Below are 17,720 nucleotides of genomic sequence, written 5' to 3' on the forward strand. Positions count from 1 at the left end.
AGGGAGGCGTCGGGCCTAGTATTCGCGGCAGTCGCCAGGCGCCTCCAGCGTGCCGAAGCTGTAGGGCCGCGCCTGCTTGACCAGCAGCCGGCGCTCCGGGCCGATCAGCTTCCATTCGATCTGCATCGCGTACAGCCGGTTCTCCCCCTTCGGGTCCACCAGCGGCCGGTAATGAGCGTGGACGGACTCGAGCACGCACCCGAGCCGCTGGACCTCCGGGAACGACAGCACGTCGCGCCCGCGCGACAGGCTCGATCGCGTGTGGTACTCCGCCTTGATCGTGCGAGGCGGCGGCGTGTACACGATCTCGTCGCTGGTCACGCCGGGCGCGGGGTTGGTGACCGAGGCCTCCCCGATCTGCGCGTTGATGTAGTACTGGCTGTCGCGGGTGGCGTCGAGCGCGTTGCGGCTGATCGCCACGCCCTGCGCGCGCTCCGATTGCCAGGCCTGGTGCACAAGCACGGCCATGGCGGCGCGCGCCTGCTCGACGTGGCCGAACTCGCGTTCATCGTAAGCGCGCGTGTTCCACAGGCTCGCCCAGACGGTGCGCAGCGCGTCCTCGATCGAGCTCGACTCGGCGTCCAGGTCGCCGCTCGTCGACGTGTGCAGCCCCGCGCCGTTGAAGGTCGCGAGATCCTCGGTGTTGCTGCTGCTGCGCAGGCGCACGCGGTCGCCGCCGAAGCGCTGCTCGATCGCGCCCGTGACCTCGCTCAAGATCGCGGGGTCCACCGGGTGCGCCAGCATCCGCGCCCGCACCTCGGCCAGGCCCTCGGCGTGCGCGTGCGGATCGGCGCGAAACTCGGGATCCTGCTCGAGCTCGGCCAGGAGCTCCGCCGCGCCGCTCGCCTCGAAATGATCCATGTAGTGCGAGAACGGGATCGCGAACGCGGCGGGCGGCACGTACAGCGGCAGCAGGTCGAGCGGGCAATACTGCCCCACGCCGCTCACCCGGTACAGCTCGGCCATGCCTGCCGCCTTGGAGCCGATGCTGTCGCCCATGGCGTAGCCCGCGGCGTCGAGCGGCACGATCCCGCGCACGGAGCGATCGAGCGCCGGCGAGAGCCGCGCGCCGGTCGGCTTGCGCTTCTCCCAGTAAGCGTCCGCCTCCTGCGCGGTGGCCTCGCGGATGTCGAAGTCCGACGCGCGCACCTCGAGCCGCACCAGCTTGCCGAACAGGGCCTTCAGGCGCGCGTCGTCGCGCGCGCCGCGCAGGGCCATGTTCGGCGTGCCCCGGCCGCGCGCCAGCACGTTCACGTGCGCGAGCGGCGTCTGGAAGGCCTCGGTGATGAGGCCGCCCATGAACGCTGTCTCGTTCGGCACGTCGTCGGTCACCACGATCACGTTCGGCCCGAGCTCGGCCGTCTCGAGATCGCGCGCCGGGACGAACGTCAGCGTGCCAAAGCCCTCGGCCGGGTTGAGCGACTGGTACGTGAGCCCCTTGTACGGCGCGTTCGGCCCCACGATGGGCGCCGTCCCCTCGATCTTCCGCAGCTCGAGGATCTGGCGCCCTTCGGTGGGCCGTATCGCCCACGCCTCCGGGTCGGGCACCGCCTTCATCGCCGCGAAGAACGCGCGCCGCATCTGCTCGCCGACGATCTGGTCGCCGGGCGAGAACTCGACGGTCTTGGCTCCGTTGGTGTGCTCGACCAGCGTGCCGAGGAGGTAGCGACGGCCCTCGGCCCGGAAGTACTCGGTCTGGCTGAACAACCCCCAGCCGACGTTGAACTCCGCGGCCTGCGCGGGATCGCAGCGATCGAGGTGGGGCTCCTTCCGGATCTGCTCGCGGACAAACGTGTAATGGAGCGCCCACTTTCGCGTGCTCAGGAGGTGCACCGTGTCGTTCGCGGCCATGTCGACGACGAACTTGACGCCGAGCTCACCGACCGCGGTGCCGCCCTCGGCCAGCTCGGCGAAGTCCGCGGCCGTCTCCAGCCGGTGCGCGCGCCCGCTCGCGAGCTCACGCCCCGGGAGCTGGGCGCAGCCCTCGTTCGCCGCGCCGGGGCTCGCCGCTCCGCAGAAGCGCGGCGCCCCGGTGGCGTCGGGCACGCGGGCCAGCGACGCGCCCTCGGGCCAGGCCATGAAGTCGATGCGATCGCTCGGCTCCGGGCTGTCCTCGCGCCACAGCGTCGCCACGCCCTCGAAATCGGGCGACGCCTCGAGCTCGGCCGTGTCGCTCGCGCCCACCGGGACGCTCACCCGCTCGCCGGGCGCGAGCGTGACGGACGCATCGGGCCACGCGAGCAGCACGCCCGCGTCGGCGCCGGGCGGCGCCTGCCCCGGGGAGAGCGCGGCGAGGCGCAGCGCGAAGCCGTCGAGCGCGACGGGCGCGCCGCTCGCGTTCAGCACCTCGACGAACCCCGCGGGCCGCAGCGAGAGCTCGGAGATGACCAGCGGCCCGGCGATGGCCGGGAACGGCTCGGGCCACTGGAAAGGCGCGAAGCGGATGCTGTCGTCGAGGTTCGGCGGATCCGGCGGACCGCAGGTCTCGCCGTTCTCTCGCTCGGGCGTGGCATAACGGCAGATCGACGGCTCGCCCGTGCCGTCGGGCAAGCGCGCGTAGCTCTCGGACCGCGGCAGCTCCGGCACATTCACCAGGTCGGCGAGCTCGCACGACGCTGACCACAGCGCCACGCGCGCGCCAGAATTCGAGAGCTTGAACGGCAGGTGCAGCGGGCCCTGCTCCGGTGTGTCGTCGGCCCAGAACAGCGCCGTTCGCCCCGGCCCGAGCGTCAGCTTCGGCAGCCGTGTCGCCTTGCCGGACTTGTCGCTCAGCGCGTACTCCCCGAGATCGAGCGCGCGCTGGCCGATGTTCACCAGCTCGATGAAATCGTCCGTCTCGCCGACCTCGTCGACCCAGGCGCCGTCGTTGCCGGTCATCACCTCGTTGATGCGAAGATCGCCGCTCAGCGCGGGCGCGGCGGCCACGGGAAGCTCGAAGTCGCACACCTCCGGCTTCGGTGGGTGCTCCTCCGTCGGGAGCCGGGTCTCGCCCGAGCAGCCGACGCCAAGGGCGAGCGACAGGAGGGCCGCACCCACGCGCGGCTGGGACCAAGGGTGAACGTGATCGCTGGGTGAGCGCTCCATCATGCGTGCTCCCGTCGTTCCTGCACCGTCATGCCCGCTCCGCCAGCACGCGGCGTGCCGCGCGCACCGGCGCCTGGCGCGGCGCAGAAAGCTCGTGGAACCCAGTCCTTCGGCCGCACGGCGTGGCTCGCCGTGCGCCGGGCTGTGCCAGCTCCCGCGCCGTCACCGCCAGGGGGCCGCGCCGGCTGACACCATCAACTGCCCATTCGGCGGGCGCGCGACTTGGATGCTGGCTTCAGCTCTTGTAGCCTCGCGCGCATGCGTGAAAGCGTGCATGTACGGGTTGCTTTGATCGCTCTCCTCACCTGCGCCCTGGCCGCCTGTTCCGAGTCGCCGGCCGACGAGGGCGGCGCAGGCGGCGGCGCGGGTCCAGCCGGCAGCGGCGGCTCCGGCGGCGCCGCGGAGGCCAGCTCGAGCGCGGCCGAGGGCGCGACCTCCAGCGCCGCGACGGGCGCCGGGGCCGGCGGCGGCGGCGGCGGCGGCGGAGGAGGAGGAGAGCCCGAGGGCGGGTGCGGGAGCGTCTCGGAGGTGCCGCCCGAGCTGGGGTTCGACCCCTTCTACGAGAAGTACGTCGACGCCGCGGGGATTCCCGTCATCAGCTCCGAGAAGGTGCCTGACGCGGCGCTGCTGCGCGCCTGCTCGGTGGTCGTCCGCATGCTCGGCCACCGCGACGACGTGCGTCAGGCGATGATCGAGAACCACACGCGCGTCGCCGTGATGGCGGAGACGGAGGTGACAACCGACATCCCCGAGCACAGCGACCTGTACGAGGCGTTCCCGGGGACGGACTGGGACACGCGGGCCCGCGGCCTCGGCGCGACCCCCGCCCGGCCCGCGAGCTCCTGCGCCGAGGAGAACGTCCTGTGTTATCCGAGCGATCCGTACCTCGGCGAGGACATCCTTGTGCACGAGTTCTCGCACGCCATCGCGATCATGGGCATCGCCTTCGTCGAGCCGACGTTCAACAGGGAGCTCGAGGACGCCTTCGATGCCGCGCTCCAGGCCGGCAAATGGGAGAACACCTACGCGGCGACGAACAGGGACGAATACTGGGCCGAGGGGGTCCAGTCCTGGTTCGACGTCAACACCGAGGCGATCCCCACGAACGGGATCCACAACGAGATCGACACGCGGGCCGAGCTGCGCGACTACGATCGCCCGCTCCACGATCTCATCGCCCGGTACTTCGCCGACGACGCGTGGCGGCCGAGCTGCCCCTAGAACATCGATCACGTTGATCAAGCGAGAAATGAACCGCCAAGACGCCATAAGACGCCAAAAAAAAAAAAAAAAAAAAAAAAAACACAGAAATCTTGGCGTCTTATGGCGTCTTGGCGGTTCGAAATTCTGCGCTTTTCAGGCAGTTTCAACACGTTTGTCGCTCTAGCTCCGCCCGCCAGGAGTCCTGGCCACGGATCCGGAGAGAGAGAGTTACGTGTTCGAGGCGGCGAGCTACAACCCGATGCTGAGCGGCGCCGCCGGCGGCACGCAGCTGCAGGTGCGCGAGGGCGATCTCCAGCGCGTGGAGGGGCTCCTCGAGGTCCATCCCGGGGAGGCGGCCAGCAACGACGACGAGGAGAGCGGCCAGCCGGCGCCGCGGATTGAGGACGACTGGCCGTGGCTGCCGAACACGCGGATCGCTGGGAACGGCGATCCCGTGTCGTACGCGTTCGGGGAGCGCTGCCTGGTTGTGCATCACCGATCCAACGAGCGCATTCGGCTGCGCAAGTTCGTCTCCATCACGCTGGGAGATCCTGTTCGTCGCTCTCGATTGCAATAGGCGCGAGGATTGGCTCCTGCGCCGGCTCCACGTCCGGGCAAGTACACGGTGTTCGAACGGCCCGACACCGCCAGCAATACCGCGAACCCCCCAAGGTACAATACTTGGTTCGCCTGCGCCGGGCGCGCAGGCGCTCGTGGCCGCGACTGCCGACGAGGCGCTGCGCTGACGCGGACGGCTCGCTTCCGCCAGATGCAGCGCCGCCCGCCGGCCGCAGCGGGTGCGCGACGCTGGCCTCGCGCTTCCTCCCTGCCGTCCCGACCCCCGCGAGCGCCCCCGAGCCCGTGCTGCGCGCCGCGGCCTTGCGCCTGCGCACAACCGCCGGCCCTCCTGCGCAGGCCCGGGGTCCTCCTGCGCGGCGCCGGGGCCTCCTGCGCGGCGCCGGGGTCCTCCTGCGCGGCCCCATGGGTGTCCTTTGCTGCGCGTCGGCTTCCCTCGCTTTCGCACGGCCTCCGGAACTTGCGCGAACTGCTCGCCATCGAAGTGAAGCCGCCCTAGCTTCGGTAGGGTCCATGTCGTTCTGTCGATCGATCGCGCGGATCCCGCGAGCGTCCTCCTGCTCGGCTCCAGCGTGATGGCCAGCGACGCGATCTTGACGCAGGTCTGGGAATCGAACGACGACGGGCGGACCTGGACTCAGGCCGGGGTCGACTTCCCGAGCACGTTCCTCGGCGTGACCCTGGACAGCGCGCCCAGCGATCCGCGGCGCATCTACGTGAGCGGGCGCCGCAACGGCCCCACGTTCTGCTTGTGCGATTGCACAGGACCTGGACGACAGATCGGCACGTACGATGTCCCTTTCGAGCGCCTCGAATCCAAGGGGGCAGCGTGTGGCCTCGAGGACTTCGTGCGCGACGTGCGGGAGCGTCGGGTGCCGGTTGTGAGGCGCCGCGGATGCCACAGCCCCGCCTCCGGGGGGCATAGCCCCGCGCGTGGCGGCGCCTGTCGGAATTGTGCTGATGCGCGTCCGGAGGAGATGGCCCTCTTGCCCATTTCGACGCTGCGTTTCCGCGGTCTTGTGAGACGAGCGCCCCTCCGTCGCCAGCCGGCGTGCATCGAGGTGTGGCTTGACACCGACGGAAGTTCTCGCGCTAGGTAGCCTACCTATTACTGCGGGCGGAGGATTGGCAATGGTTATGCGGAGGCGCTGTCGCTCAGGGGAAGTCATGGCTCTGTCGGGTGGAGGTGAGGGGCGCACGCTCATCGCGTGGGTGAGCATCGCGCTCGTTGCGCTCGTGACCGTGGCGTGCGGCGACGAGCCGGGCACAGGCGAGCCTGGCGGACCCGGTGGCAGCAGCGCGACCAGCACGAGCGGACCAGGCGGCGCAGGCGGGACCGGCGGCGCAGGCGGGACCGGCGGCGCAGGCGGAACCGGCGGCGGCGCAGGCGGAACCGGCGGTGCAGGCGGAACCGGCGGCGCAGGCGGGACCGGCGGCGCAGGCGGGACCGGCGGCGCAGGCGGAACCGGCGGCGCAGGCGGAACCGGCGGCGCAGGCGGGACCGGCGGCGAGGGCGGGACCGGCGGCGAGGGCGGAACCGGCGGCGAGGGCGGAACCGGCGACGCCGTAGGTGGAACCGGCGGCGCAGGCGGGACCGGCGGCGGCGCAGGCGGGACCGGCGGCAGCGGCGGAGGCCCGGATTGCACGGAGGGTGCGTTGCAGAGCGTGCCGTGCGGCTTCAATGGCAATGGGGAGCAGGCACAGGTCTGCGCCGGCAGCGTCTGGGTCGACGAGGGCGGGTGCGACGATCCGGACGAGTGCATCGACGGAACCGAGCGGGCCGACCCCTGCGGCCATAACGGCGCAGGAACTTTGATCTCGCCGTGTACAGCGGGCACCTGGCAATCGGGCACCTGCTTCGACCCCGACCTCTGCACGAACGGAACGACGCGGCAGGCGGCCTGTGGCCTGAACGGGGCCGGCACGAAGCCCCAAGTCTGCGCTTCAGGGCGATGGCAGGACAGCGGCGCCTGCGCCGACTCCAGCGTCTGCACGAACGGTGCGACGCAGCGGATTGCCTGTGGGCTGAACGGCGCGGGCACGAAGCCGCAGCGTTGCGCGAGCGGCCAGTGGCAGGACGACGGCTCCTGCGCCGACCCCGACGTCTGCACGAACGCTGCGACGCAGCGGATCGCCTGTGGGCTGAACGGCGCGGGCACGAAGCCGCAGCGTTGCGCGAGCGGCCAGTGGCAGGACGACGGCGCCTGCACCGACCCCGACGTCTGCACGAACGGCACGACGCAGAACGTTCCGTGCGGGCCCGATGGACGCGACGATCAGCCGCAGACCTGCACGCAGGGCGCGTGGGTGGACACCGGCGCATGCATCCATCGCGACGAGTGCGTCGACGATGAGGTGGTGCTCGCGACGTGTCCGGGCGGGATCCGGTCGACGACGTGCATCGACGGGCGCTGGGTCGAGGGCGGGGCGTGCGAGAAGGACCCGATCAGCGCGAACCAGCGCAACACGTGCGCTGTCGTAGGCGGGAAGGTCGATTGCTGGGGCAATAACGAGAACGGCGAGCTCGGCGATGGCACCACGATGACGACGGGCAGGGCGACGCCGGTCTCGAACCTGAATGACGCCGTGGCCGTCGGGGTGGGCCGTTTCCATGCGTGCGCGCTGCGCGCGACCGGCGCCGTCGTCTGCTGGGGGTCGGGCGCCAACGGTCGGCTCGGGAACGGGTCCACTGCGGGTAGGACGACGCCCACCCCCGTGTCCGGTCTCAGCGACGCCGTGGCCCTCGACGCGGGCGAGAGCCATACCTGCGCGCTGCGCGCGACCGGCGCCGTCGTGTGCTGGGGAGAGGGCCAGTGGGGTCGGCTCGGCAATGGCTCGACGGCCGATGCGACGACGCCGGTCACGGTCTCGAACCTCACCGACGCCGTCGACGTCAACGCGGGCGGCGGACATACCTGCGCGCTGCGCGCGACTGGCGCCGTCGTGTGCTGGGGTGGAGGGACCAATGGCCAGCTCGGCAATGGCATCAGAGGGGACCAGTCGGCGCCCGTGACCGTGTTCGGCTTGAACGACGCGATCTCGATATCGGCCGGCTGGGGGCACAGCTGCGCCTTGCGGGCGACCGGCGGCGCCGTCTGCTGGGGTAGAGGGAACCATGGCCAGCTCGGCAACGGCTCCACGAGCAGCGTGTACACGCCCGTCGAGGTGCCGAACCTCTCGGATGCGGTCGCGATCGAGGCGAGCAACTTTACGAATTACGGCAACCTGGACACGACCTTCGGCCACACGTGCGCGCTGCGCCGGAACGGCACCGTCCGGTGCTGGGGGTATGGCGTCGATGGCCAGCTCGGGTACGGGGCATTTTCTTCGAGCGAAGCCGGCGTTGATGTGCTGGATCTGAGCGACGCGCGCGCCGTGGCGGCGGGCATGTCTCACACGTGCGCCATGCGAAGCACCGGTGAGATCCGCTGCTGGGGGGCGGCAGACAGCGGGCAGATCGGGAATGGATCGGCCGCTACCGCGCTGTTGCCGGCCCCCGTGGTGAACCTCGGGGACGCGGTGGAGATCGCCGCGGGTTACGCCCATACGTGCGCGCTGCGCCGGAACGGCCAGGTCGAGTGCTGGGGCGAGGGAGAGTTCGGTCGACTCGGCAACGGTTCCGGGGCGGACCGGACGACCCCCACCCCTGTGCTCAACCTCACCGACGCCGCTCATATCACCGCAGGCACAGCCCACACGTGCGCGCTGCTTCAGAGCGGGCAGGTCCGGTGCTGGGGCGAAGGAGCCTACGGTCGACTCGGCAACGGCTCGCAAGACGACCGCAACACACCCGTCGCCGTGTCGGGCCTGACGGACGCCGTCGCGATCAGCGCAGGTGATGCCCACACGTGCGCCGTGCGCCAGAACGGGCAGGTGAGCTGCTGGGGCGACGCGGCCCTGGGACGGCTCGGGAACGGGAGCACAACCGACCAGACGGCGCCCGTCACCGTGCTCGACATCGCCGACGCTGTCGCCGTCGCCGCCGGTGGCGAGCACACGTGCGCCTTGCGCGCATCAGGCGCCGTCTCGTGCTGGGGCGGAGGGGGGAGCGGGCGGCTTGGAAATGCCTCGACGGCGAACTCTCTGCGGCCGGTCGCGGTGACGGGCCTGAGCGACGCCATCGGGCTTGCTGCGGGGAGGCTTCACACGTGCGCGGTCCACAGCACGGGCGCCGTGAGCTGCTGGGGCTCCGGTCTTGATGGACGGCTCGGGAACGGCGCGACGACGAGCGCCACCATTCCCATCCCGGTCTCGGGGCTCGGTGACGCCCTGCAGGTGAGCGCGGGCACCTCGCATACCTGCGCGATCACGGCCCCCGGGGGAGCGTTCTGCTGGGGTCTCGGTACAAGCGGAGAGCTCGGAGACGGCTCGATGGCCACCGCGCTGACGCCGGTGCCCGTCGCGAACGTCGCGGACGCGGTGATGATCAGCGCGGGGAGGCGCAACAGCGTGGGGGCGAGCCACACCGTCGTGCTCCGCCGGACGGGCTCGGTCGCGGCCTGGGGCGCGGTGGGCGTGGGTCGCCTCGGCAATGGCAGCCCGAAGGTGAGCTTCCCCATCGCCGTCGTCGGGCTCTGACTTCCCTCGCGCCGGGCCTACACAAGCCTCTCTTCATCCAGGGATTCGCCCGCGTAGCAGCCCGTCGGCTCCTCGCAGCTCGCGTCGCTGGCGACGAAGCTATAGGACCCTGTGGTCGAGCGTCGGGAAAGCCGGTTCGGCGCGGATGCAGTCCCAGAGGTAGATCGCGAACCCCAGATCGCCCGTCCAGAGCGAGTAGCGCAGCTGTCCGTACCGGCGCGCGTCCTCCTTCGTCTGAAGGATGCCGTGCATCGCGAAGGCGCGCGCGCGATGAAGCCAGAGCGCGTCGCCCGTGCGCGCGTGGAGCTTGAGGAAGGCGTAGCCGTTTCCGCCCGTGCCATGGCAAAGGTTCGAGCCTTTGCAAAGCGGGCCGGCCGCCCACGTCGCCTCGCCGGCGGCCCAGAGGAGCTCGTCGAGCGTGGGGCCGGGGAGTTCGGCAAGGCAGATGACGAAGCCGGGCGCGCCATGGCAGAACTGCATGAGCCGGGGGTACGGGGCTTCGCCTTGTAAAGCCAGCTGCGCCGGCCAGCTGGCCATTCTGCCTTCTCGTGTGGCTGTCCGCCCGATCGTGGTGGCGATGACCTGCTCCCAGGCTGCCCAGTCGCCCGCGTCCAGCAGGCGCCGGCCGTGGAGGAGCGCGCGCGCGGTCGCGACGAACCCATGGACGGCGTCGAGATAGGTGCTCCGGCGGCCATAGAGGTCCTGCGACCAGTAATGGCAGCCGTGCTCGTCGGACCACTGGAGCTGCGACCAGAGGCGCGCGGCGGTGCGGCGGAAGAGCTCGGCCCAGCGCGCGTCGCCGAAGCGCTCGTGCAGGAACGACGCGGCCAGCATGGTGCCGGGCGCCCCCCACATCAGCTCGCGCGCCGGGTGATCGAGGTTGCCCTCGATGAGCGCCGCGAGCCGGTCGGCTCGCTCGTCGGTGGGCCGCTCGCCCTGCGCCATCAGGAGGATGGGCGTGTCCCCCATCATGAACGCGGCGCTCTCGTCACCCGGCATCGAGGCCAGCCATGCGCGGTTGCGAAGCAAGAGCGCGTCGAACTGCTCCGTGGTGCGCCTCGCGCCCGGCGCCGCCCCCGCCTCATGCAGGTAGCGCAGCGCCCAGATGACGCCTGCAGCGCCGTGGTAGAGCGGCAGCGCCGACTGGCTCGGGTCGTCGCCGGGCTCGGCGTCCTTCGGGTGCAGCGGCCAGTACGCGTCATCCGAGAAGCGCCCCTCGGTGTCGCGAACGATGCCCTCGATGGCGTCGCGGGCGACGTCCTCGTCCCATGCGACGGACGTCAATGCCTCGTGGCGCTCGGGTTCGTGCAGCATACGGTGCCTTTGCCTGCTCTGCGGGCGTCGCGCTCGACCGCGGGCCGCCGCGCGGCGCTACGCCGCCAGCGCCTCGGTCAGGGCCCAGAGCCGCTCCTGCGCGGCCTCGTCGAGCGCCTCCGCCGCCGCCGGCTTGATACGGCTCTTCTCGAAGTACTCGCCCGTCACCCCGGCCAGCTCCGGCGCCGTGGCCACGTGCAGCGAGCACTCGGCCCCTCGCTCGGGCGTGAGCAGGAACAGGGTGAAGAGCTTCACAAGGAGCTTTGGATAATCGCGCATCAGCTCCGTCCTGACCACGCCCGGATGGACGGCGTTGACCGTGACGCCGGTGCCCTCGAGCCGTCGGGCCAGCGCCTTGGTGAAGAGCACGTTCGCGAGCTTCGACTGGGCGTACGCCGCGGTCGTGCCGTACTTCCGCCGCTCGAACTGAAGGTCCTCCCAGTCCATCCGGCCGCGGTAATGCAGCTTCGAGGACAGGACGACGACCCGCGACGGCGCGCTCTTCTTCAGGAGCGGGAGGAGGTCCTGCGTGAGCAGCCACGTCCCCACGTGGTTCACCCCGAACGTCGCCTCGATCCCGTCCTCGGTCGTGCCGCGCGAGTTCCGCCACACCCCGGCGTTGTTCACCAGGACGTCCAGGCGATCGTGCGCCGCGCGGAATCGCTCGCCGAAGGCGCGGATGCTCGCCTTGCTCCCGAGATCCAGCGCGATGACCTCCACGTCCTTGCGGCCGGTGGAGCGGGCGATGTCGTCGCGCGCCGCCTCCCCTCTGCCCGTGTCGCGGCACGCCAGCACCACCTTCGCGCCGCGCTGAGCGAGGCCGCGGGCCGTCTCCTTGCCAATGCCCGTGTTGCCGCCGGTGACGATGCAGACCTTCCCGTTCATGGTGCTCCTCTCTCAGGTTCCTGCGGTGGGCGCAAGGCGCAAGGTCACCGCGCGCGCGCACGCCACGGAAGACGTCACCGAGGACGTCACGGAACACGGAAGCGGAGGCGGAGGCGCCCCCCACCTCGTGACGGCGCAACGTCCCTATCCCGCGAAACTCCGACAAGAACCTGCGCCCCCCTTGACGTGGACGCGCCCCCAGCTTCTCCTGATTCTCTATGCTCAGCCTAAGAGTATCTCGGGTGCGACGGGCGTGCTTCGTGTTCGGCATGCTGGCGGTGACCGTGGGGTGCGGGAGCAGCGGACCCCCTGACGATGCCGAGCCGATCGGGGCCGCGACCGGGGCGCTCACGGGCAACGAACCGGACCTCGTGATCTCGAGCGCGAGCGCGCCGCCCAGCGTCCTGCCGGGCGGCTATTTCACGACGTGGGTCACTGTGTGCAACCAGGGCGACTCGGCGAGCTACAGCACCCAGGTCGAGGTGAGCCTCTCGGACGACGACATCATCACACCGTCGGATCCCATCACCGGCTATGCGCCGCTGGGGTATCTCGACCCGGGGCAATGCGTCGAGCTCGGCGTCCAGACCGCCGCGGCCGTGCCCGATGGCGCGTACACGCTCGGCGTCGTGGTGGACTCGTTCGAGCAGGTGATCGAGCTGTCGGAGACCAACAACGCGGCCGTCGCAGGCGAGATCGGCGTCGGCTACGGCCCGGATCTCATCGTCTCGGCCGTGAGCGGCCCGCCGAGCGCGCTCCCCGGCGGCGGCTTCGAGGTCCAGGCCACGGTCTGCAACCAGGGCACGACGTCGAGCCAGAGCGCGCTCGTGGATGTGCTCCTCTCGCCCGACGCCGCGATCGAGCCGTCGGATCACCTCCTCGGCGGCACCCCGGTTCCATGGCTGGATCCTGGCCAGTGCGCGTCGGTGACCGTGCCCGCCAGCGCCAGTGTCCCCGAAGGCGCCTATCACCTCGGCGCGATCGCGCACGAGAGCGGCTGGTACGCGGAGCTCATCACGTCCAACAACGCGCTGGCGGGCGGGCTGCTCGGCGTCGGCAATCAGCCGGACCTCGTCGTCTCCGCGGTGAGCGGGCCGCCGAGCCAGGTGCCCGGCGCCTGGTTCGACGCCTCGGTCACCGTCTGCAACCAGGGCACGCAGCCGAGCTACGGCAACGAGGTCGACCTCTTGCTCTCGCCCGATGGCGAGATCACGCTCGCCGATTTCCCGATCGGGTACGGCTATGTACCGAACCTGAACCCCGGACAGTGCTTCTCCACGACGATCCCCGCGAACACGTACGTGCCCGACGGCGCGTACACGCTCGGCGCGATCGTGGACGTCCCGGATTGGACCGCCGAGCTCATCGAGACGAACAACGCCGCGGCGGGCGGCGCGATGGGCGTCGGCTACCGGCCGGACCTCGTCGTGTCCTCGGTGAGCGGGCCGCCGAGCGCGATGCCTGGCGGCATCCTCGATGCCTCGGTCACCGTCTGCAACCAGGGCACGCAGACGAGCTATGGCAGCGACGTGGAGCTGTACCTCTCCTCGGACGGGATCATCACGGCGAACGACGTGCCCGTCGGCGGCGATGCGGTGCCGTACCTCGATCCGGGGCAGTGCACCACGCGGACGCTCCACGTGGGCGCTTATGCGCCCGACGGCGCCTACCATCTGGGCGCGATCGTCGATCGGTATGGCGGGGTTCCCGAGCTCATCGAGAACAACAACGCCGCAACTGGCGGCGTGATCGGCATCGGCTATCGGCCGGATCTCATCGTCTCCTCGGTGAGCGGGCCGCCGAGCGCCCTTCCGGGCAGCGGCTTCGGCGCCACCGTCACCGTCTGCAACCAGGGCACGACCCCGAGCTACAGCGCCGCCCTGGAGCTGCGCCTGTCAGCCGACGAGACCATCACGGGGACGGACCCGCCCGCCGGCGGCGCCCAGGCGCCGTACCTGGATCCGGGGCAATGCGCCGTCGTGACCATCCCGGCGAGCGCTTACGTGCCAGACGGCGTCTATCACCTGGGCGCGATCGTCGATCTGTACGACTGGCAAGAAGAGCTGAACGAGGCCAACAACGCCGCGTCGGGCGGGCTGCTCGGCGTGGGCCATCGGCCGGATCTCATCGTCTCCGCCGTGAGCGGGCCGCCGAGCGTGTTCCCCGGCGGCGGATTCAGCGCCTCCGTCACCGTCTGCAACCAGGGCACGACGCAGAGCTACGGCGGCGACATCGCCGTGGTGCTCTCGTCCGATCAAGCGATCACGCCGTTCGACGCGCCCGCCGGGGGCGGCAATGTGCCCGGTCTGAGCCCCGGGCAGTGCGCCTCGGTCGCCGTGCCCGCGAACGCCTACGTGCCCGACGGCGCCTATCACCTCGGCGCCGTCGTCGACCCGAGCAGCGCCATCGCCGAGCTCATCGAGACCAACAACGCGGCGGCGGGCAGCCTGATCGGTGTCGGCCATGGCCCCGACCTCATCGTCTCCGCCGTGAGCGGGCCGCCGAGCGTGTTCCCCGGCGGCGGCTTCGACGCGTCGGTCACCGTCTGCAACCAGGGCACGCAGACGAGCTACGGCACCCACGTGGAGCTGCGCGTCTCCGCAGATGCGACGCTCACGACCGCCGACTCCCTCGCCGGCGGCGGTCCTGTGCCGTACCTGGATCCCGGCCAGTGCGCCGCCGTGACCTTCCCGGCGAGCGCTTATGTGCCCGAGGGTGCCTACCACCTCGGCGCGATCGTCGACCCGCAGGGCGGCGTCCCCGAGCTCATCGAGACCAACAACGCGGTCTCAGGCGCGCTGATCGGCATCGGCTACGGGCCTGACTTCACCGTCGCTTCCGTGAGCGGTCCACCCAGCGTCCTGCCGGGCAGCGGCTTCGACGCAGAGATCACCGTCTGCAACCAGGGCACGACCCCGGGCTCCAGCATGGTGGAGCTGCGCCTGTCCACCGACGCCACGATCACGGAGGCCGATGCGTTCGCGGGTGGCGCGCCGACGCCTTACCTGGATCCCGGCCAGTGCGCGGCCGTGACGATCCCCGCCAGCGTCTACGTGGCCGATGGCGCCTATCACCTCGGCGGGATCGTCGATCCGTACGGCGGGCAGCCCGAGCTGATCGAGACCAACAACGCGACGCCGGGCGATCTGATCGGCGTCGGCGCCTGGCCCGACCTCGTCGTCTCGGCGGTGAGCGGGCCGTCGAGCGTGACGCCCGGCAGCAGCTTCAACGCCGCCGTCACCGTCTGCAATCAGGGCACGACCCAGAGTTATGGCGCCGACGTCGAGCTGCTGCTGTCGAGCGACGGGGCGATCACGCCCTCGGACATCCACGCCGGGAACGGCGTTGTCCCCGGGCTGAACCCCGGGCAATGCGCCGCCGTCGTCGTGCCCGCGGGCGCCTATGTGCCCGACGGCGCACATCACCTCGGCGCGATCGTGGACCCGAACGGCGCGCTCGCCGAGCTCATCGAGACCAACAACGCCGCGGCGGGCAGCGTGATCGGCGTCGGCCACGCGCCCGATCTCGTCGTCTCCGGCGTGAGCGGGCCGCCGAGCATGATCCCCGGCGGAAGCTTCGACGCGTCGGTCACGGTCTGCAACCAGGGCACACAGACGAGCTACGGCACCCAGGTGGAGCTGCTGCTCTCCGCCGACGCGACCCTCACGATCGCCGACTCCCCTGCTGGAAGCGGTCCGGTGCCATACCTGGATCCGGGCCAGTGCGCCACCGTGACCTTCCCGGCGAGCGTGTACGTGCCCGACGGCGCCTACCACCTGGGCGCGATCGTCGACCGGGACAACTGGATCCCCGAGCTCATCGAGACGAACAACGCCGAGGTGAGCGCGATGATCGGCGTCGGCAACTGGCCCGACCTCATCGTCTCCGCGGTCAGCGGCCCGCCCAGCGCCATGCCGGGCAGCGGATTCGACGCTTCCGTCACCGTCTGCAACCAGGGCACGCAGCCGAGCTATGGCACCGACGTGGAGCTCTACCTGTCCGACGACGCCGCGATCACGGAAGGCGACACCCCCGCAGGCGCCGGCATGGTCCCCTTCCTGGCACCCGGGCAGTGCACCTCCGTGCTCGTCTTCGCTAGCGCGTATGTTCCCGATGGCGCGTATCACCTCGGAGCGATCGTCGATGTGAACGACTGGCACGAAGAGCTGATCGAGTCCAACAACGCCGCCTCGGGCGACCTCATCGGCGTGGGCTTCCAGCCCGACCTCGTCGTCTCCGCAATCAGCGGCCCGCCCAGCGCCCCGCCGGGCAGCGGCTTCGACGCTTCCGTCACCGTCTGCAACCAGGGCACGTCCCCGAGCTACGGCGTCGACCTCGAGCTGTTCCTGTCGAGCGACGACGCGATCTCGCCCGCAGACATCCACGCCGGGAACGGCCATGTGCCCGGCCTGAGCCCTGGACAGTGCACCTCCGTGCTCGTCCCCGCGAGCGCCTATGGGGCCGACGGCGCTTACCGCCTCGGGGCGATCGTGGACCCTGGCGAATCGCTCGACGAGCTCATCGAGAGCAACAACGCTGTGGCGGGCAGCGTGATCGGCGTCGGCTTCGGGCCGGATTTCATCGTCTCCGCCGTGAGCGGGCCGCCGAGCCTCGCCCCGGGTGATGGCTTCAACGCCGAGGTCACCGTCTGCAACCAGGGCACGCAGGCGGGCTACGGCGGCGACGTGGAGCTGCGCCTCTCCTCGGACGCGACCATCACGACGGCCGACTTCCTGGCCGGCAACGGGCCGGCGCCGTACCTGGCACCGGGCCAGTGCACCACCGTGACCTTCCCGGCGAGCGCGTCGTACGTGCCCTGGGGCGCCTATCACCTCGGCGCGATCGTCGATCCGTACGGCTGGACTCCCGAGCTCATCGAAACCAACAACGCCGTGGCGGGGAACGTGCTCGGCGTCGGCTTCGGGCCGGACCTCATCGTCTCCGCGGTGGACGGCCCGCCCAGCGCCCTGCCAGGCAGCAGCTTCGACGCCGAGGTCACCGTCTGCAACCAGGGCACCCAGCCGAGCCACGGCAGCGACGTGGAGCTGCGCCTGGCGGCCGACGATCAGGCGGCAGATACCGGTTTCTTCGCCGGCAGCGCGCCGGTTCCGTACCTGGATCCCGGCCAGTGCACGGTCGTGACCATCCCCACGTATGCGGCGGCCCCCGACGGCACCTATCACCTCGGCGCCGTGGTGGACCCCTACGCGTGGACGCAGGAGCTCATCGAGACCAACAACACCGCATCAAGCCGCGTGTTCGGCATCGGCAACCAGCCGGATCTCATCGCGTCCGTCGTGCACGGCCCATCGACCGCCGCGCCGGGCAGCGGCTTCGACGCCATCGTCACCGTGTGCAACCAGGGCACGACCCCGAGCGGCGGCACGAGCGTCGAGGTGCTGCTGTCGTCAGACGGGACGGTCACGCCCTCCGATATCCATGTCGGCAACGGCTGGGTCCCCGGGTTGAGCCCTGGCCAGTGCGAAAGCATCACCGTGGCGGCCGGCGCCTATGCGCCTGACGGCGCCTACCACCTCGGCGCGATCGTGGACCTGAACGGCCCGGTCCAGGAGCTCATCGAGACCAACAACGCCGCCGCTGGCGAGCTGATGGCCATCGGCTACGGCCCCGATCTCGTCGTCTCGGCGGTGAGCGGCCCGCCGAGCGCCACGCAGGGCAGCCTCTTCGACGCCTCGGTCACCGTGTGCAACGAGGGGACGGCCCCGAGCTACGGCACCATGGTGGAGGTCCGGCTGTCGGCCGACGCGACGATCACGACGGCCGACTTCCTCGCCGGAGGCGCCTGGGTGCCGAGCCTCGGCGCAGGCCAGTGCGAGAGCCTCATCGTCGCCGCTGATACCTACGTCCCCGTGGATACCTACACGCTCGGGGCCATCGTGGACGCCTACGGCGAGGTCCCCGAGCTCCTCGACGGCAACAACGCCACGACGGGCGGCGAGCTCGTCGTCAGCTTCTGATCATCGCCCGCTGCCACATTTCGCGGGCGTGACGGCGCTCGCCCGGCTCGAGGCGGAGAACCAAGCTGGGCGTGCCGGCGTACGAGGCCCGGGCATTGCGCC

7 protein-coding genes are annotated in these 17,720 nt (G+C 70.9%); 4 read left to right on the top strand and 3 right to left on the bottom strand.

Going from position 1 to position 17,720, the window contains the following annotated elements; translation table 11 throughout:
- Nucleotides 1-15 precede the first annotated feature (15 nt).
- On the bottom strand, nt 16-3,036 hold the full coding sequence (locus WMF34_RS27695) for a PEP/pyruvate-binding domain-containing protein (protein WP_437989662.1): 3,021 nt from the start codon (nt 3,034-3,036) through the stop codon (nt 16-18).
- 336 nt (nt 3,037-3,372) lie between these two features.
- Here WMF34_RS27695 and WMF34_RS27700 point away from each other — a divergent pair, with 336 nt between their 5' ends.
- From WMF34_RS27700 to WMF34_RS27710, 3 genes are all read left to right on the top strand, one after another.
- Nucleotides 3,373-4,305, top strand: a complete 933-nt coding sequence (locus WMF34_RS27700; protein WP_437989663.1) for a hypothetical protein — start codon at nt 3,373-3,375, stop codon at nt 4,303-4,305.
- A 214-nt stretch (nt 4,306-4,519) separates the two neighbouring features.
- On the top strand, nt 4,520-4,864 hold the full coding sequence (locus WMF34_RS27705; protein WP_437989664.1) for a hypothetical protein: 345 nt from the start codon (nt 4,520-4,522) through the stop codon (nt 4,862-4,864).
- Between the two features lie 1,166 nt (nt 4,865-6,030).
- On the top strand, nt 6,031-9,441 hold the full coding sequence (locus tag WMF34_RS27710; RefSeq protein WP_437989665.1) for a hypothetical protein: 3,411 nt from the start codon (nt 6,031-6,033) through the stop codon (nt 9,439-9,441).
- 99 nt (nt 9,442-9,540) lie between these two features.
- Here WMF34_RS27710 and WMF34_RS27715 read toward each other — a convergent pair whose 3' ends face one another.
- Entirely contained in the window at nt 9,541-10,755 is a 1,215-nt protein-coding gene (locus WMF34_RS27715) for a lanthionine synthetase C family protein (RefSeq protein WP_437989666.1), read from the bottom strand.
- A gap of 57 nt (nt 10,756-10,812) precedes the next feature.
- Nucleotides 10,813-11,640 (bottom strand): SDR family oxidoreductase, encoded by an 828-nt coding sequence (locus tag WMF34_RS27720; RefSeq protein WP_012238000.1) that lies wholly within the window; start codon nt 11,638-11,640, stop codon nt 10,813-10,815.
- 242 nt (nt 11,641-11,882) lie between these two features.
- On the opposite strand from WMF34_RS27720, the gene WMF34_RS27725 reads away from it, so the two are divergent.
- On the top strand, nt 11,883-17,618 hold the full coding sequence (locus WMF34_RS27725; RefSeq protein WP_437989667.1) for a CARDB domain-containing protein: 5,736 nt from the start codon (nt 11,883-11,885) through the stop codon (nt 17,616-17,618).
- Nucleotides 17,619-17,720 lie beyond the last annotated feature (102 nt).

The sequence above is a fragment of the Sorangium sp. So ce145 genome (assembly GCF_051525985.1).
In the GTDB taxonomy this organism is placed as follows: domain Bacteria; phylum Myxococcota_A; class Polyangia; order Polyangiales; family Polyangiaceae; genus Sorangium; species Sorangium cellulosum_B.